Origin of the sequence: Nocardioides aestuarii, from assembly GCF_039527245.1 — a bacterium.
In the GTDB taxonomy this organism is placed as follows: domain Bacteria; phylum Actinomycetota; class Actinomycetes; order Propionibacteriales; family Nocardioidaceae; genus Nocardioides; species Nocardioides aestuarii.
Genome location: NZ_BAAAJT010000002.1, coordinates 1625285 through 1646383, shown reverse-complemented (window position 1 = coordinate 1646383; position 21099 = coordinate 1625285). Strand labels below are relative to the sequence as shown.

Below are 21099 nucleotides of genomic sequence, written 5' to 3'. Positions count from 1 at the left end.
CCCTGAGTCGCGGCTGAGACTCGACTCGGCCCGGAGGTCAGACGCGACGGGCGGTGTCGGCGGCGCGGGCGCCGTAGCCGCCGCCGAAGAGGCAGGCGTGGACCAGCAGCGGGAAGAGCTGGTGGACACCGAGCCGGTCGCGCCAGCCGTCGGCCAGCGGAGCCTCCTCGTCGTAGGCGTCGAGCACGCGCTGGAGGTGGGGCAGGCCGAAGAGCGACAGCATCGCGAGGTCGACCTCGCGATGGCCGCCGTAGGCCGCCGGGTCGATGACCCGGCAGCTGCCGTCGAGCGCCCACAGCACGTTGCCGTTCCACAGGTCGCCGTGGAGCCGGGCGGGCGGCTCGTCGGGCAGCAGCCCCTCCAGCCGCCGTACGACGCCCTCGACCGCGGCGGCGTCGTCCTCGGTGATCGCGCCGCGGTCGCGCGCGAGCTTGAGGTAGGGCAGCAACCGGCGGGTGGCGTAGAACTCCGGCCAGGTCGGGGCGGTCCGGTTGGGGAGCGGGAGCCGGCCGATGAACCCCTCGGTCCCCCCGCCGAACTGCTCGGCGCCGGCGCGGTGGGTGCGGGCGAGCGCCGTCCCGAACGCCGCGGCCGCGTCGGCGGTCGGCTTCCCGGGCTCGACCCAGCGCAGGATCAGGCACTCGTGGTCGTGGGCGAGGACGTCGGGGACGGCGACCCCGCCGTCCGCGTGGGCCTCGTCGAGCCACGCGAGCCCGCGGGCCTCGGCGTCGAAGAAGCCGTCGGGCGCCTGGTGGTGGGTCTTGACCAGTGCGGTCGTGCCGTCGGAGAGCCGCAGCCGGGTCGCGGTCGAGATGTCGCCGCCGGCGACCGGCGCCGTCGCGATGACCTGGGCGTCGAGCAGCTCCTCGGCGCGGCGGGCGATGAGCGGCAGCCGGGTCATGAGAGCCCCGGGACCCGGTGGAGCTCGGCCACCAGCGCGTCGGTCGTGCGCTCGACCATGCGCAGCACCTCCTCGAACCCGTCGTCCCCACCGTAGTACGGGTCGGGCACGGCGGCGCCGGGATCGACCGGGTCGAGGTCGCGGAACATCCGGGTCCGGTCGCCCGGACCGCCGACGTCACGCAGGTTGTCCTCGTCCATGACCAGCACCAGGTCGTGGTCGCGGTGCCAGGAGCTGTCGAAGGTGCGCGCGCGGTGACGGCTCGGGTCGTAGCCCGCGGCGTCGAGCGTGGCGGCCGCGCGGCGGTCCATCGGGTCGCCCTCGTGCCAGCCGCCCGTGCCGGAGCTCGCGACGGTCACCCGGTCGTCGAGACCGGCGTCGGCGAGCCGCTGCTCCAGCACCACGTGGGCCATCGGGGAGCGGCAGATGTTGCCGAGGCAGACCAGCGCGACGGCGTAGCGGCCCTCGGTCCGCGGAGCGGGGAGCATCGGTCGCGGCCTCAGTCGCGGTCCGTGACGGTCGCGACGCCCCAGTTGACGAGGCTGATGACCAGTGCGCCGAGCAGCGCGGACCAGAAGAAGTCGCCGACCCGGAAGCCGAGGTCGAGCTGGCCCGCGAGCCAGCCGGTGAGCTCGAGCATCAGGGCGTTGATGACCCACAGGAACAGGCCGAGGGTGAGGATCACGATCGGGAAGGACAGGAACTTCACGACCGGCTTCACCAGGCTCGAGACCAGCCCGAGGATGACGCCGACGCCGACCAGCGTCGGCCAGTAGTCTGCGAGGCCCTGGTTCTGCCCCTCGAAGTGGATCCCGGGCACGATCCACGCGGCGACCCACACGGCGAGGACGTTGGTGAGCAGCCAGATGATCAGCTTCATGCCGCCAGCGTAGTGAGGCACGGGGAACCGGTCCGGTCCGCCGTGCGTCCTACCTGCATGAAGGTCCTGGGGGTGCTCCTGGCGGTGCTGGTGCTCGCCGGCTGCCGCGTCGGTGGTGAGTCCGAGGCCTCCTGCGTCCTCGTCGTCGACTACGACGGTGCCCGCTACGAGTCCGCACCGCGCGGCACGCCCGACCGGGAACCGGAGCTGACCGGGCGCACGGCCACGGGCGTGCTCCCCGGCTGCAACGACACCGGGGCGGACGAGGACCCGCCCGGCGAGGAGGTCGAGGTCCAGGAGATCGAGGGCGTCCCCATGTCGGTGGCCGTGTGGGTCGCCGGAGACCTGGCCGTGCGACAGGGCGAGGACCTGCCGGCCTCCGCCGACGCCTGGTGGGGCAGGCCCGCCTGCGACCAGCGCGAACCGACCACCCTCACCGGAACGTGGCTCGGGGTGCGGACCGAGAAGGAGCCGCGGTTCGACGGCGACCTCCGGACCCCGCTGACGCTGACCCTGCGGGTCGAGCCCGGTCACGACAACCCGCCCGCCCTCGAGCGGTGGACGCTGCGGGTCGTCGACGACGGTGGCGCCGAGCCCGCCCTCGACCAGGAGGACGCCGAGCGGGCGCTCTGGTCCACGCGCGCGCTGCTGGCGGTCACGGTGACGTGCGACGGCCCGCGCTACCGCGCCACGGGCTACGACCTGGTCTCCTGACGTCGTCGCGGCCACTAGCCTCGCCGCGTGGACTGGATCGGCGGCACGGAGAGCATGGTGCTCGGGGCGCTCGCCTCGGGTGCCTTCTTCGCGCTGCTGGCCGCCGGCCTCAAGCGGTGGCTGGGCGTCGTCGGGGCGGCCGCGTGGTGCGGTCTCGCCTGGTGGCTGGTCGTGATCGCGCTGGTCACGCTGGTGCCCATCTACGGAGTCGACTACGCCGTCCCGGCCGAGACCCGCTCGGACACCTGCTCGATGGACTACGGCGGCCCGGCGCCCGACGGGTTCTGGATCTTCTCCGGCGGCCAGCGGCTGCTCAACACCGCGCTGTTCGTCCCGGCCGGCGCGCTCCTCGTGCTCGCGGTGAGCCGCTGGCGGGCCGGCTGGGTGATGGCTCCGATCGGGCTGCTCGCCCTGGCGGCGTACTCCCTCGGCATCGAGCTGGTCCAGCTCGAGCTCGCCCGCATCGACCGCGCGTGCGACATCACCGACCTCGTCGACAACGTCGTCGGTGCGGCCATCGGGTTCGGGGCGGGGCTGGTGCTCGCCCTGGTCCTCCGGCCGTGGAAACGGCGCTGAGGCGGCGTCCTTCCCGTCCGGCTAGCCTCCGGGCTGTGACTTCTCCGCAGCCCCGTCCCAACGTCGCCGCGATCCCGACCTACGTGGCCGGCAAGCCGCCCGCGCCGCGGGAGGGGCTGACCGTCTACAAGCTCTCGTCGAACGAGAACCCCTACCCGCCGCTGCCGGGGGTCGTCGAGGCGGCCTACGCCGCGGCGTCGCGGATGAACCGCTATCCCGACATGGGCAACGCCGACCTCTACGGCGCGCTCTCGCGCAAGCTCGGGGTCCCGACCGAGCACCTCGCCCTCGCGACCGGCTCGGTCGCGCTGATCTATCAGCTGGTGCAGGCGTTCTGCGAGCCCGGTGACGAGGTCGTCTACGCCTGGCGCTCCTTCGAGGCCTACCCGATCGCGGTGACCGCCGCCGCCGCGACGTCGGTGCGGGTGCCGGTGCTCGCCGACGGTCGCCACGACCTCGACGCGATGGCCGACGCCATCACCGACCGCACTCGCGTGGTGCTCGTCTGCACACCCAACAACCCGACCGGGCCCGCGGTGTCGCAGTCGGACCTCGATGCCTTCCTCGCGAAGGTGCCGCCGCACGTCCTGGTCGTCGTCGACGAGGCCTACGTCGAGTTCGTGCGGATGGACGACGCGATCGACGGGCTGGCGACCTACGCCGCCCACGACAACGTGCTGCTGACCCGGACGTTCTCCAAGGCCCACGGCCTCGCGGGCTTCCGGGTGGGGTACGCCGTGGGGCCCGAGCCGATCGCCGGAGCGCTGCGGGCGGTGTCGCTCCCGTTCGGCGTCTCGAGCGTCGCGCAGGCCGCGGCCGTCGCGTCGCTGGAGGAGGAGGCCGCGCTGCTGGAGCGCGTCGACGCCCTCGTCGTCCAGCGCGACCGGGTCGTCGCCGGGCTGCGCGAGGCCGGGTGGGACGTCCCGGAGCCGCAGGGCAACTTCGTCTGGTTCGAGCTCGGCGACCGCACGGCCGAGTTCGCCGCCGCGGCCGACGAGCTCGGCATCGTCGTCCGCCCGTTCGCCGGCGAGGGCGCCCGGGTCTCGATCGGCGAGGACGAGGCCAACGACCGGATTGTCGAGCTCGCCCGCCGATTTGGTTGAACCTGAAATGATGGGGTCATGCCCTACGTGGAGAAGAGCGACTTCAAGCGGGACATGAACTACATCCCCGACCGGATCACGCGGGACGGTCGGGACGGCTGGCCGGTCGAGCCCGGGCGCTACCGGCTGATCGCGGCCAAGGCCTGCCCGTGGGCGACGCGCTCCATCATCGTGCGCCAGCTGCTCGGGCTCGAGGACGTCATCAGCCTCGGCACGCCCGGGCCGACCCACGACGAGGACTCGTGGACCTTCGACCTCGACGAGGGCGGGGTCGACCCGGTCCTCGGCATCCCGCGGCTCAAGGACGCCTTCGAGGCGCGGATCCCCGACTACCCGCGCGGCATCACCGTCCCCGCGATGGTCGAGATCGAGTCCGGCAAGGTCGTCACCAACGACTTCCCCTGGATCACCCACGACCTCTTCCACGAGTGGGCCGACCACCACCGCGACGACGCCCCCGACCTCTGGCCCGACGACGTGCGCGAGGAGATGGAGGAGGTGATGGAGCGGGTCTTCACCGAGGTCAACAACGGCGTCTACCGCTGCGGCTTCGCCGGCACCCAGGAGGCCTACGACGCGGCGTACGACCGGCTTTGGACGGCCCTCGACTGGCTCGAGCAGCGCCTCGCCGACCGCCGCTACCTCATGGGCGACTCGATCACCGAGGCCGACGTCCGCCTGTTCACGACCCTCGCCCGCTTCGACGCGGTCTACCACGGCCACTTCAAGTGCAACCGGCAGAAGCTGACCGAGATGCCGAACCTGTGGGCCTACGCGCGCGACCTCTACCAGCAGCCCGCCTTCGGCGACAACACCGACTTCGAGCAGATCAAGGCGCACTACTACGTCGTCCAGGACGACATCAATCCGACCGGTGTCGTCCCGGCCGGTCCCGACCCCGCCATCTGGCTGGAGCCCCACGGGCGGGGCTGAGCAGCTGCAGGATCCCCCGGATATCAGGGGAAGCTGGCACTTGTCAGGGGTTGCATCCCCTGACAAGTGCAGGAATCCCCGGCCATCAGGGGAATCCTGCACCTCACCACGACAGCTCGGAGCAGTGCCGCGCGTCGGACTCGACCTGGAGGGTGGCGTGCTCGACCCCGAACTCGTCGCGCAGCATCCGGCCGGCCTCGAGGAGGACGGTGTCGGAGTCGCCGGTGGCGACGAGGTGGGCGGTGGCGACGTGCATGCCGGACGTCAGCGTCCACAGGTGGAGGTCGTGGACCGTCGCTACGCCGGGTACGCCGCACAGCGCGGCCTCCACGTCGCTGGGTGACATCCCGGTCGGGGCGTGCTGGCCGAGGACGGCGAGCACCTCGCGGCCGAGGACCACGGCTCGCACGGCCACGAACAGTGCGATCGCCCCGGCGACGAGGGTGTCCCACCAGGCGTCGCCGGTGCGGGCGACGAGCAACCCGGCCACGATGACGCCGACCGAGCCGACGGTGTCGGCGACGACCTCGAGGTAGGCGCCCTTGACGTTGATGCTCTCGCTCGCGCCGCCACGGAGCAGGACCAACGCGACCAGGTTGACGAGCAGCCCCAGCCCGCCGACGACCAGCATCGGGGTCGAGGACACGGTCACCTCCGCACCGACCCGGCGGAACGCCGAGATCCCGACGTACGCCGCCGCGCCGAGCATCAGCAGCACGGTCAGGCCGGACGCGAAGACCTCGGCCCGGTAGGAGCCGAAGGTGCGCCGCCCGGTCGTGTCGGGGCGGGTCGCGATCCGGGTGGCGGCGAGGGCCGCGCCGAGGGCGACCACGTCGGCGGCCATGTGGCCCGCGTCGGAGAGGAGGGCGAGCGAGTCGGCGACGAGGCCGGCGACGAGCTCGACGACGAAGAAGGAGCCCACGAGGCCGAACGCGACCGCCAGCCGCCAGCGGTGACGACCGCCCGCGTGCTGCCCGTGCCCGTGCCCGGCGCCCATGGTCTCGAGCGTATCGGGCAGGCTTGGGCCCCATGAGTGGTTCCCCCACCTGCTTCGACCTCCTCGACGTCCACGTCGTCGCCGGCCGCGCCGACGCCGAGGCGGTCCGCTGGGCCGACGGCAGCTGGACCTACGCGCGCCTGCTGGAGGAGGTGGCGGCGTTCGGTGGCGTGCTGCGCCACTGCGGGGTGACGCCCGGCGACCGGGTCGACCTGCTGCTCCCCGAGTCCGTCGAGCTGGTCGTCGCGGTCCTGGCGTGCGCCCGGATCGGCGCCGAGCACACCTACGGCGCCGGCGAGGCCGCCGTCCTGGTCACCGACTCCCGTGCCGGGGGGCAGGACGCACCGGTCGTGCTGGTCAAGCAGCGCCCGGGGGCCGCCCGGGAGCTCGTCGAGGGCCGCGACTACGACTGGGACGTCGTCCTGCGCGCGGGCCGGACCGACCCCGCTCCCCAGGCCGAGGGTGCCGTCGTCACGCCGTACGACGAGCGCACCCGCGCCCTGCTCGCGCCGCTGCTCGAGGGGACCACCCTCAGTCTCGACCCAGCCCGGCCTCCCGTGCCTTGATGATCGCCTCGGCCCGTCCAGCCGCGTGGAGCTTGGAGTAGATCGACGACACCGCGTTGCGGACGGTCTTCGACGAGACGAAGAGCTCGCGAGCGATGGCGTCGTTCGACCGCCCGGCCGCGAGCAGGTCGAGCACCGACCGCTCCCGCTCGCTGAGCTGGGGGAACGGGTGCTCCTCGGGCGCGGGCCCGCGCCCGGAGAGGTAGGACGCCACGCGGCCGGCCAGCGACGCGCCGAACACCATGCCGCCCTCCGCGGCCGCCTCGATCGCCCGGACGACCTCGGCCGCCCCCGACCCCTTGAGGAGGTAGCCGGACGCGCCCGCGCGGATCGCGGACATCACGGTCTCGTCGTCCTCGTTCATCGTCAGCATCACCACGCGCACCTCGGGGTGGCGGCCGGTGATGTGGCGGGTGGCCTCGATGCCGTCGAGGCCGGGCATCTGGATGTCCATCACCACGACGTCGGGGGCCGACTCCGCGACCTGGTGGACGGCGTCGCGGCCGTCGACGGCGGTCCCGGCGACCTCCATCCCGTCGAGCGCGCCGAGCAGCGAGACGAGGCCGTCGCGGACGATCTGGTGGTCGTCGACGACGAGGACCCTGATCACGGCAGTGGGGTCGGTCATGGCATGGCTCCCAGGGGCAGACGGGCCCGCACGACGGTGCCGCCGGCGGGGGGACAGGTGACCTCGGTGGTGCCGCCGAGCTCGGCGGCACGCTCGCGCAGCGACAGCATGCCGACGCCCGCCTGGGCGTCGGGGTCGATGCCGCGGCCGTCGTCGACCACCTCGACCAGGAGCGCGTCGGCATCGCGGGTGAGGGTCACCGACGCGTGCGTGGCCGCCGCGTGGCGGGCCACGTTGGTCAGCGCCTCCGCCGCGATCCGGTACGCCGCCACCTCGACGGCCGCGGACAGGTCGTCGAGCTCGCCGGTCGTGACGGTGACGGCGAGCGCGTCGGTCGAGAGCCCCTCGGCGAGCTGGGCCAGCGCACCCGCGAGCCCGCGGTCGTCGAGCGCGGGCGGCCGCAGGTCGTGGACGAGCCGGCGGACGTCGGCGACGACCTCCTGCACCTCGCCGGTGGTGACACCGATCTGGTCGGCCGCGGCGGTCGGGTCGCGGGGCACGAGCAGCCGCGCGGACTCGAGCCGGAACACCACGCCCGACAGGGCGGGGCCGAGCCCGTCGTGGAGGTCGCGACGGATCCGGCGCCGCTCCTCCTCGCGTGCGACGACGAGCCGCTCGCGACTGTCCTGGAGCTCCTCGGCCAGCCGGCTGGTCCGGGCGGCGATCGCGGCCTGGCGGACCAGGTCGCCGAGCAGCCGCTCGTCGCGGCCGGACAGCCGCGACCGCAGTCCCCGCGCCGGCAGCACGATCCGGCCGACCTCCTGGTCGCGGTAGGTGACCGGGAGCGTCCGGGTCTCCGCGGGGGCGGTGCCGTGGGTCGCGACGACGTGTTCGCTGCCGGCGCGGTCGACCTCGACCCGGACGTAGCGGACCCCGAAGGCGGTCGCGACGGTCCGGGCCACCGCGGCCAGCTGCTCGCCGGCCGAGTCGGTGCGCTCGAGGGTCGAGGCGAGCCCGGCCACCACGTCGTAGGGGTCGTCGCGGTCGCCGAGCACGAGGCGGCGTACGCCGGTGCGGAGGCGGTCGCGCAGGGGTGCGTAGACCACCGCGGTCAGCAGCAGCACCAGCAGCACGACCTGCTGCTGATCGAGGGCGTCGCCCACGACGGCCGTGATCCCGGCCAGGGCGGCGAGGTCGATCACGACGACCAGGGTCCACAGCGACGCGTAGAGCAGGGTGCGGCTGAAGAGGACGTCGATCGCGACCAGGTCGGGCCGGACGATCGCGATCGTCATCGCACCGGCCGGCATCACCATCACCAGGAAGGTCATGACGACGCCGAGGAACGGGACGTCGACCAGCGAGGTGACGGCGACGGCGAGCAGCATCACCAGCACGGACCACAGCAGCCACCGCAGCTGCTGGCGGTCCGCGCCGCGGGACGCGCGGTAGCGGACGACGACGGTCGCCGGTGCGACGAGGAACGCGATCACGCCCAGTGGCCGCAGCAGCGGCCCGACCACGTCGGTGACCGCGGCGGGGACGGGGATGCTGGTCGGCGTGAGGTCGACACCGGACGGCACCGGCGGCGCGCCGCCCGGGAGCGTCGGCGAGACCACGAGGGCCAGACAGACGAGCAGCATCGCGCCGAGCCCGGCCCGGCTCGCCACACCCCAGCGCCCGGGAAGGAACCGGCCGGTCGGGAAGAGCAGCAGCAGGACCGCGGTCACCACCGGCAGCAGCGAGCCGGCGCGCAGCAGGAACCACAGTGCGAACGTCATGCCCGGCCACGCCTCGTCGGGCGAGAGCCCGACCCGCACGTAGGCCTGCGCGAGGCCGTCGAGCGCCCAGAACAGGCCGAAGCCGGCGAGCGCCCAGCCGAACCCGTGGCCCGGGCGGTTCCGCAGCACGATCGCGGCGAGCACGGCCAGGACGACGCCGTTGAGCGCGTAGATCCAGCCCGGCTCGGGGGTGACCGTGGGCGGCCCCCCGGGAAGCGGCTCGCGCAGGTCGAGCACCACGGTCGCCGCGAACGCCGCGACGGACAGCACCGGCAGCACCAGCGGTGCCCAGCGCTCCCTCGTCACGGCGACATTGTGGACCGAGCCCCCGGCCGGCGCGGGCGGTTCCGCGTCGACCGGGGGCAGGGGGAGGGTCACGCGCGCCGGTGGGCGCGGTCGCCGGCGGCGAACCCGATCGCGGTGACGAGCAGCCACAGCGGGCCGGTCATGCCGGCCATGTACTGCAGCGGGGAGATGCCGAGCAGCAGCGTCAGGCCACCGAGGACGAGACCGGTGCGGCCGATCCAGCGGGGTACGGATCCGCGGCGGCCGGCGACGTAGGTCGCGACACCGCTGAGGCCCGCCAGGGTCCACAACCACGGGATGGTGCCGATCCAGTGGTTGTACATGGCGGCATTGGCGTCCTGGACGGCTCCCTCGATCGGGATCCCCATCATGAATTCGGTGTCGAGGCCGCTGCCGAGGACGGAGACGACGGCGGTTCCCAGCAGGCCGGCGAGGGCGACCACCGGGAGCGCCGACCCTGGCAGCGTCGATGCGAGCCGCCGGTGGAGGCCCGCGGCGAAGACGACGAGCAGCACCGCGCCGAGCGTGGTGAACGTGTGGAAGGCGTACATCGTCGGCACCTGCTCGGCGAGCCGGGCGGTGATCCCTGCCGGGTCGTCGACGAGGGCCGGGTCGTAGACCGCGTTCACCATGCCGGAGGTGGTGATCGTGCCGATGCCGCAGAGGCCTGCGCCGACGCCGGCAAGGGCCCAGCCGCGGTGGCGGCGGACGGCGGGCGGGGCGGTGCGGTCGGTGTGGTCGTCGCGGACGGGGTGGCTGCTGCTGACCTGGGTGGTGACGTGAGTGGTCACGGTCGGGTTCCCTTCTGAGGTGTGGTGGGTGTGAGCCCGAGGTTGCGGGGCCGGGTGTCCCGGCGGGGAGGGACAACGGGGCACACCTGGGCCGCCGCCGGCGGGGACGGGCGATTGGCACCCGCCGCGACCCCGTCGGTACGGTGGTGCCACTCATCTGTGTCCCGCGTCACAAGCGCTGGGAGCAGTGCCAGCACGGCGACCGCGGCGACCCCGCGAGGCCGTCCGCGACGAAGGAGAGCAGGTTGACCAACCCCGGCTTCGGCCCCGACCTGGTGGAGGTCTTCGGACCGTCCCAGCAGGACGGTGGGCCCGATCTGATCCAGCTGCTGACGCCCGAGGGCGAACGCGTCCACCACCCGGAGTTCGACCTCGACTTCTCCGCCGAGCAGCTGCGCGGGTTCTACCGCGACATGGTGCTGACCCGGCGGATCGACACCGAGGCCACCGCGCTCCAGCGCCACGGCGAGCTCGGCATCTGGGCCCAGCTCCTCGGGCAGGAGGCCGCCCAGATCGGCGCCGGCCGCGCGCTGCGCCCCCAGGACTTCGTCTTCCCGACCTACCGCGAGCACGGCGTCGCCTACTGCAAGGGCGTCGACCCGCTCAACCTGCTCGGCCTCTTCCGCGGCGTCGACCACGGTGCGTGGGACCCCAACGAGAACAACTTCGGGCTCTACACCATCGTCATCGGCGCGCAGGCCCTCCACGCGACCGGCTACGCGATGGGCATCCAGCGCGACGGCGCGGTCGGCACCGGCGATCCCGAGCGCGACGCGGCCGTGATCGCCCACTTCGGCGACGGCGCCTCGAGCCAGGGCGACGTCAACGAGGCCTTCATCTTCGCGGCTTCCTACAACGCCCCGGTCGTCTTCTTCTGCCAGAACAACCAGTGGGCGATCTCGGAGCCGATCGAGCGCCAGAGCCGGATCCCGCTCTACCAGCGGGCGCTGGGCTTCGGCTTCCCGGGTGTGCGGGTCGACGGCAACGACGTGCTCGCGACCTACGCCGTCACGCAGGCCGCGCTGCAGCGTGCCCGTGAGGGCCAGGGCCCCACGTTCGTGGAGGCCTACACCTACCGGATGGGCGCCCACACGACGACCGACGACCCGACGCGCTACCGGCTCAGCGACGACGTCGAGAGCTGGAAGCTCAAGGACCCGATCGCGCGCGTCGAGGTCTACCTCCGCCGCAACGGCCTGGTCGACGACCAGTTCATCGCCGACCTCAAGGCCGAGGCCGACGAGCTCGGCCACCACCTGCGCGAGGGGTGCAAGGCGCTGCCCGACCCGAAGCCGCTGGACATGTTCGACCACGTCTACGCCGAGGAGACCGACGAGATCCGCGCCCAGCGCGAGGGCTTCGCCGCCTACCTCGAGACCTTCGACGAGACTGCGGGGAGCCACTGATGAGCACGCAGAAGATCACGCTCGCCAAGGGCCTCAACATGGGCCTGCGCAAGGCGATGGAGGACGACCCGAAGGTCCTCATCATGGGTGAGGACGTCGGCAAGCTCGGCGGCGTCTTCCGCATCACCGACGGCCTTCAGAAGGACTTCGGCGAGGACCGCGTCATCGACAGCCCGCTCGCGGAGTCCGGCATCGTCGGCACCGCGATCGGCATGGCGCTGCGCGGCTACCGCCCTGTCGTCGAGATCCAGTTCGACGGCTTCGTCTACCCGGCCTACGACCAGATCGTCTGCCAGGTCGCGAAGATGCACTACCGCTCCAAGGGTCGCTACAAGATCCCGATGGTCATCCGGATCCCGTTCGGCGGCGGCATCGGTGCGGTCGAGCACCACTCCGAGAGCCCCGAGGCCCAGTTCGCGCACACGCCCGGCCTCAAGGTCGTGGCGTGCTCCAACCCGGTCGACGGCTACTGGATGATCCAGCAGGCGATCGCCTCCGACGACCCGGTGATCTTCCTCGAGCCCAAGCGGCAGTACCACGCGGACAAGGCGGAGCTCGACGAGTCCGCGACCCCCGAGCCGCTGTTCACCTCGCGCGTCGTACGCCGGGGCACCGACGTGACCGTGCTGGCCTACGGCCCGACGGTGAAGACCGCCATGGCCGCGGCCGAGGCCGCCTCGACGGACGGCCAGAGCATCGAGGTCATCGACCTCCGCACGCTCAGCCCGCTCGACATGGGTCCGGTCTTCGAGTCGGTGCGCCGCACCGGCCGGGCCGTCATCACCCACGAGGCCCACGTCAACCTCGGCATGGGCTCCGAGGTCGCGGCCCGGATCACCGAGGAGTGCTTCTACTCCCTCGAGGCGCCGGTCCTGCGGGTCGGCGGCTTCGACACCCCCTATCCCGCGTCGCGGATCGAGGAGGACTTCCTCCCCGACCTCGACCGGGTCCTCGACGCCGTGGACAGGAGCCTGGAGTTCTGATGGGCGTTCTGATGAGCGAGTTCAAGCTGCCCGACGTGGGTGAGGGCCTCACCGAGGCCGAGATCGTCTCCTGGAAGGTCAAGGAGGGCGACACGGTCGAGATCAACGAGATCATCTGCGAGATCGAGACCGCGAAGTCGATCGTGGAGCTGCCGTCGCCCTACGCCGGCACCGTGCAGAAGCTGATGGTCCCCGAGGGCGAGATGGTCCAGGTCGGCACGCCGATCATCGCCATCGGCGACGGTGCCGCCGATCCTGCTGCCCGGCCCGCCGCCGAGGAGAGGACGCCCGGCGAGGAAGCCGCGGAGATGGAGATCGACCTCTCCAACCCGGCCGCCAGCGGCGGCGGCGAGGGCGAGTCGCTCGTCGGCCGCAACAAGGCCGACCGCGGCCCGGTCCGCCGCGCCCGCAAGGGCTCGGCGTCGCCGCGCTCGGAGGCCGCTGCCAGCACCCAGATGCAGGTCCAGGGAGCCTTCTCGGCCGGCGGCGCCCAGAGCGCCGAGGTCCACGAGTCCGACGAGCCGGCCGTGCCGGCGGTCGCGGCCCGGGCCCACGACGCCCCGGCGGACCCCGGCACCACCCGCACCCTCGCCAAGCCGCCGGTGCGCAAGCTCGCCAAGGACCTCGGGGTCGACCTGGCCACGCTGGTCGGGTCCGGCGATGGCGGCGTGGTCACCCGTGCGGACGTCGAGGGGGCGGCGTCCGGCGCCACCTCCCCGTCGGCCGCCAGTGCCCCGACGCCGCGCGCGGCGGGCGAGCGCGAGACCCGTGAGCCGATCAAGGGCGTGCGCAAGATGATGGCGAGCGCGATGAGCGACTCCGCCTTCACCGCGCCCCACGTCACCGAGTGGATCACCGTCGACGTCACCCGCACGATGGAGCTCGTCGAGCGGCTCAAGGCCCGGCGCGACTTCCGCGAGGTGAAGGTGAGCCCGCTGCTGGTCCTGGCCCGTGCGGTGATGCTCGCCGCGCGGCGTACGCCGGAGATCAACTCCTTCTGGGACGAGGCGGCCCAGGAGGTCGTGCTCAAGCACTACGTCAACCTCGGCATCGCGGCCGCGACGCCGCGCGGCCTGGTCGTGCCGAACGTCAAGGATGCCGACGCGCTGTCGCTGCTCGAGCTGGCCGAGGCGCTCGGCGAGCTGGTGTCGGTCGCGAAGTCGGGCAAGACCCAGCCCGGCGACATGGCCGGCGGCACCTTCACGATCACCAACGTCGGCGTCTTCGGCGTCGACGCCGGCACGCCGATCATCAACCCGGGCGAGTCCGCGATCCTCTGCTTCGGCGCGGTCAACAAGCGGCCCTGGGTCGACGAGGCGACCGGCGAGATCGTGGCGCGCGACGTCACGACCCTCGCGCTGTCCTTCGACCACCGCCACATCGACGGCGAGAAGGGCTCCCGCTTCCTCGCCGACGTCGCCGGGATCCTCGAGGACCCCGCCACCGCCCTGCTGTTCTGACCCGGAATTCCGGTGCTCCGGTCCCAACTTGCGCGATCTGCGCAAGTTGGTGACCGGAAATGCTTGCTTTGCGCAGGTTCCCTGAGGCACAGTGACGACCGTCACCGTCTGGAGGAACTCATGGACCTGCAACTCCTGCTCGCACTCGTGGTCGGCATCGCGACCATCGTGGTGCTCGTGCTGCGCACGCGGCTCGACGCCTTCGCCGCGCTGCTGATCGCCGCGCTCGTCACCGGCTCGATCGCCGGCTCGGCGCCCACCGACACCATCACCTCGATCACGACCGGCTTCGGCACGACGCTGGGCAGCATCGGCATCGTGATCGGCCTCGGCGTCGCCGTCGGCAAGATCCTCGAGGTCTCGGGCGGCGCGGACGCGCTGGCCCGGGCGTTCCTCAAGGCCTTCGGCAAGGGCCGGGAGCCCTGGGCGATGGGCTCGACCGGCGCCCTGGTCTCGATCCCGGTCTTCTGCGACTCGGGCTACGTGATCATGAACCCGCTGGCCCGTTCGATCGCCCGGGTCAAGCAGGGCGGCTACGTCACCCTCGCCCTCGCCCTCGGCTGCGGCATGACCCTGACCCACCACCTCGTGCCGCCGACCCCCGGCCCGCTGGGCGTCGCCGGCATCCTCGGCGCCGACCTCGGCGGCCTGATCCTGGTCGGCCTCGCCTTCGCCCTCCTGCTGCTGCCGGTCGTCGTCGCCTACGCCAAGTGGATGGGCCCCCAGCTCGAGTCCGAGGTCAACGAGGAGGTCCGCCGGGCCGTCTACGGGACCGTGACCGTCGGTGCCGGCTCCGCCGGCGGCACCGCCACCGCGACGGCCTCCGGTGACGCCGGTGACGCCGGTGACGCCGGACCGACCGACGAGGAGGGTCGTCCCGAGCGCAAGCCGCTCGGCGCCGGCGTCGCCTCGCTGCCGCTCCTGGTGCCGCTGCTGCTGATCGTCCTCAACACCGCCGCCGCGGCGATCGACCGCAACCAGCAGGGCGTGCTCGACCCCAACGCCGACTACACGCCCTCCACGTGGGCCGCGACCCTGGCCTTCATCGGCAACCCCGTCGTCGCGCTGCTCATCGGCCTCGTGCTCGCCGTCTACGTCCTGCTGCCGCGCTGGACCCCGCGCGCGAAGGTCAACAACTGGCTCGCCGAGGCTGCGGCCTCCGCCGGCCTGATCCTGCTGATCACCGGTGCGGGCGGCGCGCTCGGCCAGGTGCTGCGCGACTCCGGTGTCGGCGACGCGCTGGCCGAGGCGATCGCCTCCACCGGCATGCCCGGCATCCTCGTGCCGTTCCTGATCGCGACGCTCGTCCGCGTCGCCCAGGGCTCCGGCACCGTCGCGATGATCACGGCGGCGTCGGTCTCCGCGCCGCTGGTCGTGGGCCTGGGCCTCTCGCCGCTGGCCGCGGCCCTCGCCTGCTGCGCCGGCTCGATGGTGTTCAGCTACTTCAACGACTCCTACTTCTGGGTCGTCACGAGGTTCACTGGCCTCGACGGGATCGCCGCACTCAAGGGCTGGTCGGGCATCACCACCGCTGCGTGGGCCGGCTCGATCCCGCTCGTCCTGCTCGCCGGCTGGGTGCTCTGACCCCGTGACCGGGCAGCCCGGCGCGCGCACGGTGCTGGTCGTCGCCGACGACCTCACCGGCGCCAACGCCACGGCGGCCGGCCTCTCACGGGCCGGCCTCCGGGCCGTCACGGTCGCGGACGCCCACCACCCGGAGCTGGTCGCCGAGTTCGCCGGCCGCTTCGACGCGGTGGTCGTCTCCGGCGACAACCGCCACGCCGACCCGGTCGACGCCGCCGAGGACGTACGACGCGCGCTGCGCGCGGGCTGGCCCGCCGCACTGGTCACCAACCGGATCGACTCCACCCTGCGCGGGAACGTGGGCGCGACGACGGAGGCCCTGCTCGACGAGCTCGCCGGACTGACCGGTGGCCGGGTCGTCGCGCTCTGCGTCCCCGCCCACCCCGAGGCGCAGCGCCAGACCGTCGCCGGGGTGCAGCTGCTCGGTGGCCGCCGGCTGGAGGAGACCGAGCTGGCCCGCGACCCCAGGTCACCGGTGTCGCGCTCGGAGGTCGCGGAGCTCGTCGCCGCCCAGACCGACCTCCCCGTGCGACCGCTGCCGCTCGAGGCGGTGACCGGTCCGGCCGAGGCGCTCACGGCCGCGTTGGCCGACGCGGCCGCCGCGCCGGGGATCGTGGTCGCCGACGCGCTGACCCTCGACCACGTCGAGCGGATCGCGGCGGCCGCCGCGCTCGTCCCCGACGTCACGTGGCTGTGCGTCGATCCCGGGCCGTTCACGGTCGCCATGGCGCGGGCGCTCGGGCTGGGCGGGGACGTCGACGCGGCGCCCTACCTCGCGGTGAGCGGGAGCGCCACCGACCTCACCCGCCGCCAGCTCGGCCGGGTCCGTGACAGCCGCCCCGTCGGCCTGGTGCGGCTCGTGCTCGACGGCGACGGCCGTCCCGACGCCGACGCCACGACCACCGCGCTCCACGGCGCGCTCGCCGACGCCGCCGGCGGGGAGCTGGTGCTGCTCGCCTCGGCCCTCGACGACGACGACCTGCTCGACCAGGAGGCCCGCGCCGAGGTGCCGGCCGTCCTCGCCCGCGCCACGCGCCGGGCGCTGGAGTCCGAGCGCGTCGACGGGCTCTACCTGACCGGCGGTGACCTCGCCGCCGCGTGCCTCGGCGAGCTCGCCGCCGACGGCCTCGACGTCGCGGACGAGGTGGTGCCGCTCGCCGTGGCCGGCAACCTCGTGGGTGGGCCCTGGTCCGGCCTGCCCGTCGTCACCAAGGGCGGTCTCGTCGGCGACGACGACACCGCCGTCGCCTGCCTGGCGTTCCTCGAGCAGTCCGCCCAGGCGCGCCGCCGCCACGTCCCGCCCGCCCGCACCCGGGCACACTGAACCCCACTCCCGGAGGAGAACCCATGAGCAAGACACCCGTGCTGGCCCTCACCGTCGGCGACCCCGTCGGCATCGGCCCCGAGATCACCGTCCGCACCCTCGCCGAGCACGCCGGCGCCTCCGACCACCACGGAATCGCCGTCGGCGACGCCGTCGCCGTGCGCCGCGCCGTCGAGGCCACGGGTCTCGACGTCGAGGTCCGCGAGGTCAGCGGGTTCGACACGCCCTCGGCCGGCGAGGGCGTCGTCGACGTGCTCGACATCGGCGTCCTCGACGGCAAGGAGCTGGCGTGGGGCGAGGTCGACGCGACCGCCGGCAAGGCCGCGGTCGTCGCCATCGAGGTGGCGACGAAGGCCGCGATGGCCGGCGAGGTCGACGGCGTCGTGACCGGCCCGATCAACAAGGAGGCGATCTGGGCCAGCGGGTCGGAGCACCTCGGCCACACCGAGATGCTCGGCGAGCTCACCGGCGTCACCAAGCAGGACACGATGTTCGTCGTCCGCTCCCGCCAGCAGCCCGACCACCACCTGCGGATCTTCTTCGCCACCCGCCACGTCTCGCTCCGCAAGGCGCTCGACCAGCTGACGCAGGACAAGCAGGTCGACTCGATCCGCCGGGCGCTGCAGGCGCTCGAGGTCTACGGCGTCGACTCCCCGACGCTCGCGGTCGCCGCGGTCAACCCCCACGGCGGCGAGAACGGCGCCTTCGGCCGCGAGGAGCTCGACGAGATCATCCCGGCGTGCGAGGCGCTGCGCGCCGAGGGCCTGCCGGTGCACGGCCCGATCCCGGCCGACTCGGTCTTCCACCAGGGCCTCGAGGGCCGCTTCGAGGGCGTGCTCTCGCAGTACCACGACCAGGGCCACATCGCCGCGAAGACCTTCGACTTCGACGGCACCATCTCCGTGACCGTCGGACTGCCGATCCTGCGCACCTCGGTCGACCACGGCACCGCCTTCGACATCGCCGGCACCGGCAAGGCCGACCACGGCACGATGCGCTCGGCCTACCTCGCCGCGGTCGACTACGCCCCCTTCGTGCCGCGGATGCGCGAGGCGTACGGCGCCTGAGGCCTCTACCTTTCTGCCCATGAGCGACAGCCCGACCGAGGGTCCGACCCAGCGCTCGGCCACCCGTGCGCGCCACGCGGCGCTCCTGCGGCTGATTCGCGAGGGCGTCACGTCGGTCGACGACCTCGTGTCCGAGACCGGCGTGTCCGCGTCGACCGTCCGCCGTGATCTCGCGCGGCTGCGGGAGGAGGGCGCCGTCGCGCGCACCTACGGTGGCGCGCTGGCGACCGAGCCGTTCCACGAACGCTCGGTGGGCGACTCCGCCCGGGTGCGGGTCGAGGCGAAGCAGGCGATCGCCCGGCTGGCGCGGCCGCTGGTGCCTGCCGGCGGCCGGGTGTTCCTCGACGCCGGCACGACCTGCGGCGCCCTGGCCCGGCTGGTCGCGGCCGACGAGTCGCTGGGCCCGCTCACCGTCGTCACCCGCGGGCTCGAGACGGCGCTCGCGCTCGCCGACGCCGAGCACGTCGAGCTCGAGCTCGTCGGGGGCCGGCTGCGGCGGATGAGCCACGGCCTCGTGGGGCCGCTGGCGACGCTGGCGCTGGAGCGGATGTCCTTCGACGTGGCCTTCCTCGGCGCGGACGCCGTGGACCTCCTCCGCGGGGTGGGGGAGCCGACCGTGGAGGAGACGGCCCTGAAGGAGCAGGTCGCCGGCGTCGCCCGGCGCACCGTCGTCCTCGCCGACGTGACCAAGCTCGACGCCGCCGCCCCCGCGTGGACCCGGATGCCCGGACCGTGGACGCTCGTCACCGACGCCACCGGCCTTGCTGCGAGCGAGGGCGTCGAGGTCGTCGCACCCTGATCCCTGGGTAGCGTCGGGTGTGGGCCCGGCCGTCCTCGGGTAGGACTGTGCCCGTGGGAGACATCGGGGTGGGGTCGGTCGTCGGGCCCTACCGGCTCGGGCGGCGGATCGGCAGCGGCGGGATGGGGGTCGTGCACGAGGCGGTCGACACAGCTCTGGGCCGCAGCGTCGCGCTCAAGCTGATCTCGCCGCACCTCGCCGGCGACCCCGGCTTCCGCGCGCGGTTCACGCGCGAGGCGCGAGCGCAGGCCGCCCTCGAGTCGCCGCACGTCGTGGGCGTGCTCGCCCACGGTGAGCACGACGGCCGGCTCTGGCTCGCCACGCGGCTGGTCGCGGGCGGCGACCTCGGCGCCATGCTCCGCCACCACGGCGCCCCCGACGCCGTGACCGCGCTCGGCATCGCCGCCGACGTCGCGGCGGGGCTGGCCGACGCCCACGCCGCCGGCCTCGTCCACCGCGACCTCAAGCCCGCCAACGTCCTGCTCCACCGCGACGGCGACCGGGTCACCGCGCTGCTCACGGACTTCGGCCTCGCCCGCAGCCTCGACCAGGAGCCGTCGCACGCCAGTCCCACCGGCACGGCGGGCACCCCGTCGTGGATGGCGCCCGAGCTCCACACCGGCGGGCGGGCCGGGCCGGCGTCCGACGCCTACTCGCTGGGCTGCCTGCTCTGGGCCGCCCTCACCGGCGCGCCGCCCTACGCCGGGAGCTCGAACTACGAGCTGGTCCGTGCCCACCGCGAGCAGCCGGTGCCCCAGCTCCCCGGCCGTGCGCCGCGCGCCGCGGCCGTCAACGACGTGCTCCGCCGCACGCTGGCCAAGGACCCGGCCGGCCGGGAGGCCGACGCCGGCCGGGTCCGCGACGCGCTGCGCCACGCGGCGACGTTGCCCGACGAGCCCGCACGGCGGCGTACGGCCCCGCTGGTCGTGGCCGGCCTCGCCGTCGCCGCCGCGGTGGTCGCCGTCGTGGCCCTGTGGCCGGACACCGGCACCGGTCCCGACCTCGCACCCGCACCGCCCGCGACGACCGCGCCGGCGGACCCGCGCGCGGTCGCGGTCGACAGCCTTGCCGAGGACCTGGTCGACCGCGGCGGGCTCACCGACGAGGAGGCGCGCTGCACCGCGGAGGAGTGGGTCGAGCGCTCCGGTCTCGACCGGATGGCCGCCGACGGGCTCTTCGACGGCGCGTGGCAGTTCCGGGGCGACGTGCCGATGACGGAGCTGTCCCGCCGGGTCGCCGCCGACGCCGCCGACGCCACCGCCGCCTGCGTCAGCCTCGACTAGTGCCCGCGACCGCGCTGCGACCGGAGCGCGACCGGGTCCCGGGATCCTCCACCTGAGGTAGTCGGAGTGAAGTGGGGGTCGCGCGTGGCTGTCTGGACCTACCGTGAGGCCGTGGACATCGCGGTGCTGGGACCGCTGCGGGTGACCGGGGGAGGCGGCCCGGTCGAGATCCGTGGTGCCAAGGAGCGGGCGCTCCTCGCCGTGCTCGTCGCCCATGCCCCTCGCACCGTCCCGGTGGCCGAGCTCGTCGAGGCGCTCTGGGAGGACGAACCGCCGCGCACGGCGGCCAAGTCGCTCCAGACCTACGTGCTGCGGCTGCGCAACGCGCTCGAGCCCGACCGCAGCGGGTCGCCCAGGCTGCTCGTGACCGAGGGCGCGGGCTACCGGCTGGCGCTCACCCCTGACCACACCGACGCCGGGCGCTTCGAGCGGCTCGTCGCCGCGGCCGGGCAGGCGCCACCCGCGGAGCGGGCGCCGATGCTGCGCGAGGCGCTCGACCTGTGGCGGGGCAGGGCGTACGCCGACCTCGACTCGGCGTCGGTCCTGGCCGCGGAGGCGACCCGCCTCGAGCAGCTGCGGCTGGTCGCGGCCGAGGAGCGGTGGTCGGCCGAGCTCGAGCTGGGACGCCACCGCGTCGCGGTGCCCGAGCTCGAGCGTCTGGTCGCCGCCCACCCGCTGCGCGAGCGGGCCTGGGCGCTGCTCGTCACCGGTCTCTACCGCGACGGCAGGCAGGCCGACGCCCTCGGCGCCTACGACCGCGCCCGGCGGGTCCTCGCCGACGAGCTCGGCATCGACCCCGGCCCCGAGCTCCGGTCGCTGCACGCGCGCGTGCTGGCCCAGGACCCGACCCTCGACCGGGTGGTCGTCGAGCTGCCCGACGCCCTGCGCGACCCCGGCACCCCGATGCTCGGCCGGGAGCGCGAGCTCGAGGCGCTGCGCGAGGCGTGGCGCGCCACGGAGGACGGCTCCAGCCGACGGGTCGTGCTGCGGGGCCCCGTGGGTGCCGGCGCCCGCCGATTGGCTGCCGCGCTCGCCGACGAGGTCGCTGCCGCGGGTCACCCGGTCACGTGGGTCGAC

At 73.8% G+C, this 21099-nt stretch carries 21 protein-coding genes; 14 read left to right on the top strand and 7 right to left on the bottom strand.

Going from position 1 to position 21099, the window contains the following annotated elements:
* Positions 1–37 precede the first annotated feature (37 nt).
* Genes ABD091_RS08350 through ABD091_RS08340 form a run of 3 tightly spaced genes read right to left on the bottom strand, consistent with a single transcriptional unit; the run spans position 38 to position 1781 of the window.
* Positions 38–901: a fructosamine kinase family protein gene (locus ABD091_RS08350; RefSeq protein WP_343917294.1), complete on the bottom strand. Its 864-nt coding sequence runs from the start codon at positions 899–901 to the stop codon at positions 38–40.
* Positions 898–1389 carry a low molecular weight protein-tyrosine-phosphatase gene (locus ABD091_RS08345; RefSeq protein WP_343917292.1) on the bottom strand — a complete coding sequence of 164 codons (492 nt, stop codon included), beginning with the start codon at positions 1387–1389 and terminating at the stop codon, positions 898–900. Before ABD091_RS08345 ends, ABD091_RS08350 begins: the two co-directional genes overlap by 4 nt.
* An 11-nt stretch (positions 1390–1400) precedes the next feature.
* The gene (locus ABD091_RS08340; protein WP_343917290.1) at positions 1401–1781 is read right to left on the bottom strand and encodes a phage holin family protein; all 381 of its coding nucleotides are present in this window, start codon (positions 1779–1781) and stop codon (positions 1401–1403) included.
* A 57-nt stretch (positions 1782–1838) separates the two neighbouring features.
* Here ABD091_RS08340 and ABD091_RS08335 point away from each other — a divergent pair, with 57 nt between their 5' ends.
* Genes ABD091_RS08335 through ABD091_RS08320 form a run of 4 tightly spaced genes read left to right on the top strand, consistent with a single transcriptional unit; the run spans position 1839 to position 5107 of the window.
* On the top strand, positions 1839–2495 hold the full coding sequence (locus tag ABD091_RS08335; protein WP_343917288.1) for a DUF6281 family protein: 657 nt from the start codon (positions 1839–1841) through the stop codon (positions 2493–2495).
* Between the two features lie 27 nt (positions 2496–2522).
* Complete coding sequence (locus ABD091_RS08330; protein ID WP_343917286.1) at positions 2523–3071, top strand: VanZ family protein; 549 nt, start codon at positions 2523–2525, stop codon at positions 3069–3071.
* Positions 3072–3106: 35 nt separating this feature from the next.
* Positions 3107–4174 carry a histidinol-phosphate transaminase gene (hisC, locus tag ABD091_RS08325; RefSeq protein ID WP_343917284.1) on the top strand — a complete coding sequence of 356 codons (1068 nt, stop codon included), beginning with the start codon at positions 3107–3109 and terminating at the stop codon, positions 4172–4174.
* 18 nt (positions 4175–4192) lie between these two features.
* Positions 4193–5107 (top strand): glutathione S-transferase C-terminal domain-containing protein, encoded by a 915-nt coding sequence (locus tag ABD091_RS08320; RefSeq protein ID WP_343917282.1) that lies wholly within the window; start codon positions 4193–4195, stop codon positions 5105–5107.
* A 103-nt stretch (positions 5108–5210) separates the two neighbouring features.
* Here the strand turns inward: ABD091_RS08320 and ABD091_RS08315 are convergent, their stop codons facing one another.
* Positions 5211–6104, bottom strand: a complete 894-nt coding sequence (locus tag ABD091_RS08315) for a cation diffusion facilitator family transporter (RefSeq protein ID WP_343917280.1) — start codon at positions 6102–6104, stop codon at positions 5211–5213.
* A gap of 32 nt (positions 6105–6136) precedes the next feature.
* Between ABD091_RS08315 and ABD091_RS08310 the strand changes: the two genes are divergently transcribed.
* Positions 6137–6670 carry an AMP-binding protein gene (locus tag ABD091_RS08310; RefSeq protein WP_343917278.1) on the top strand — a complete coding sequence of 178 codons (534 nt, stop codon included), beginning with the start codon at positions 6137–6139 and terminating at the stop codon, positions 6668–6670.
* Here ABD091_RS08310 and ABD091_RS08305 read toward each other — a convergent pair.
* From ABD091_RS08305 to ABD091_RS08295, 3 genes are all read right to left on the bottom strand, one after another.
* Complete coding sequence (locus ABD091_RS08305; RefSeq protein ID WP_343917276.1) at positions 6636–7298, bottom strand: response regulator transcription factor; 663 nt, start codon at positions 7296–7298, stop codon at positions 6636–6638. The two genes, ABD091_RS08310 and ABD091_RS08305, sit on opposite strands and share 35 nt — an antisense overlap.
* Positions 7295–9325 (bottom strand): sensor histidine kinase, encoded by a 2031-nt coding sequence (locus tag ABD091_RS08300; RefSeq protein WP_343917274.1) that lies wholly within the window; start codon positions 9323–9325, stop codon positions 7295–7297. The genes ABD091_RS08305 and ABD091_RS08300 overlap by 4 nt, the downstream gene beginning before the upstream one ends.
* A gap of 68 nt (positions 9326–9393) precedes the next feature.
* Positions 9394–10116, bottom strand: a complete 723-nt coding sequence (locus tag ABD091_RS08295; protein WP_343917272.1) for a hypothetical protein — start codon at positions 10114–10116, stop codon at positions 9394–9396.
* Between the two features lie 245 nt (positions 10117–10361).
* On the opposite strand from ABD091_RS08295, the gene pdhA reads away from it, so the two are divergent.
* From pdhA to ABD091_RS08250, 9 genes are all read left to right on the top strand, one after another.
* Complete coding sequence (pdhA, locus tag ABD091_RS08290; RefSeq protein ID WP_379189450.1) at positions 10362–11522, top strand: pyruvate dehydrogenase (acetyl-transferring) E1 component subunit alpha; 1161 nt, start codon at positions 10362–10364, stop codon at positions 11520–11522.
* The gene (locus ABD091_RS08285; protein WP_343917270.1) at positions 11522–12505 is read left to right on the top strand and encodes an alpha-ketoacid dehydrogenase subunit beta; all 984 of its coding nucleotides are present in this window, start codon (positions 11522–11524) and stop codon (positions 12503–12505) included. Before pdhA ends, ABD091_RS08285 begins: the two co-directional genes overlap by 1 nt.
* An 11-nt stretch (positions 12506–12516) precedes the next feature.
* Positions 12517–13965 carry a dihydrolipoamide acetyltransferase family protein gene (locus tag ABD091_RS08280; protein ID WP_343917268.1) on the top strand — a complete coding sequence of 483 codons (1449 nt, stop codon included), beginning with the start codon at positions 12517–12519 and terminating at the stop codon, positions 13963–13965.
* A 120-nt stretch (positions 13966–14085) separates the two neighbouring features.
* On the top strand, positions 14086–15549 hold the full coding sequence (locus ABD091_RS08275; protein WP_343917266.1) for a GntP family permease: 1464 nt from the start codon (positions 14086–14088) through the stop codon (positions 15547–15549).
* A gap of 4 nt (positions 15550–15553) precedes the next feature.
* Entirely contained in the window at positions 15554–16873 is a 1320-nt protein-coding gene (locus ABD091_RS08270) for a four-carbon acid sugar kinase family protein (RefSeq protein ID WP_343917264.1), read from the top strand.
* A gap of 23 nt (positions 16874–16896) precedes the next feature.
* Positions 16897–17940: a 4-hydroxythreonine-4-phosphate dehydrogenase PdxA gene (gene pdxA / locus ABD091_RS08265; protein WP_343917262.1), complete on the top strand. Its 1044-nt coding sequence runs from the start codon at positions 16897–16899 to the stop codon at positions 17938–17940.
* Positions 17941–17959: 19 nt separating this feature from the next.
* Entirely contained in the window at positions 17960–18739 is a 780-nt protein-coding gene (locus tag ABD091_RS08260) for a DeoR/GlpR family DNA-binding transcription regulator (RefSeq protein ID WP_343917260.1), read from the top strand.
* 53 nt (positions 18740–18792) lie between these two features.
* Positions 18793–20022: a serine/threonine-protein kinase gene (locus ABD091_RS08255; protein ID WP_343917258.1), complete on the top strand. Its 1230-nt coding sequence runs from the start codon at positions 18793–18795 to the stop codon at positions 20020–20022.
* 111 nt (positions 20023–20133) lie between these two features.
* Positions 20134–21099, top strand: a 966-nt coding sequence (locus ABD091_RS08250; RefSeq protein WP_343917256.1) for an AfsR/SARP family transcriptional regulator, incomplete at its 3' end; no start/stop codon positions are given.

What these genes read in the sequence shown, in the direction of transcription:
- ABD091_RS08305 (WP_343917276.1), bottom strand. Translation starts at nt 7,298, where the DNA reads ATGACCGACCCCACTGCCGTGATCAGGGTCCTCGTCGTCGACGACCAC.
- ABD091_RS08320 (WP_343917282.1), top strand. Translation starts at nt 4,193, where the DNA reads ATGCCCTACGTGGAGAAGAGCGACTTCAAGCGGGACATGAACTACATC.
- ABD091_RS08275 (WP_343917266.1), top strand. Translation starts at nt 14,086, where the DNA reads ATGGACCTGCAACTCCTGCTCGCACTCGTGGTCGGCATCGCGACCATC.
- ABD091_RS08345 (WP_343917292.1), bottom strand. Translation starts at nt 1,389, where the DNA reads ATGCTCCCCGCTCCGCGGACCGAGGGCCGCTACGCCGTCGCGCTGGTC.
- pdxA (WP_343917262.1), top strand. Translation starts at nt 16,897, where the DNA reads ATGAGCAAGACACCCGTGCTGGCCCTCACCGTCGGCGACCCCGTCGGC.
- ABD091_RS08280 (WP_343917268.1), top strand. Translation starts at nt 12,517, where the DNA reads ATGAGCGAGTTCAAGCTGCCCGACGTGGGTGAGGGCCTCACCGAGGCC.
- ABD091_RS08315 (WP_343917280.1), bottom strand. Translation starts at nt 6,104, where the DNA reads ATGGGCGCCGGGCACGGGCACGGGCAGCACGCGGGCGGTCGTCACCGC.
- ABD091_RS08340 (WP_343917290.1), bottom strand. Translation starts at nt 1,781, where the DNA reads ATGAAGCTGATCATCTGGCTGCTCACCAACGTCCTCGCCGTGTGGGTC.
- ABD091_RS08285 (WP_343917270.1), top strand. Translation starts at nt 11,522, where the DNA reads ATGAGCACGCAGAAGATCACGCTCGCCAAGGGCCTCAACATGGGCCTG.
- ABD091_RS08260 (WP_343917260.1), top strand. Translation starts at nt 17,960, where the DNA reads ATGAGCGACAGCCCGACCGAGGGTCCGACCCAGCGCTCGGCCACCCGT.
- ABD091_RS08310 (WP_343917278.1), top strand. Translation starts at nt 6,137, where the DNA reads ATGAGTGGTTCCCCCACCTGCTTCGACCTCCTCGACGTCCACGTCGTC.
- ABD091_RS08350 (WP_343917294.1), bottom strand. Translation starts at nt 901, where the DNA reads ATGACCCGGCTGCCGCTCATCGCCCGCCGCGCCGAGGAGCTGCTCGAC.
- ABD091_RS08335 (WP_343917288.1), top strand. Translation starts at nt 1,839, where the DNA reads ATGAAGGTCCTGGGGGTGCTCCTGGCGGTGCTGGTGCTCGCCGGCTGC.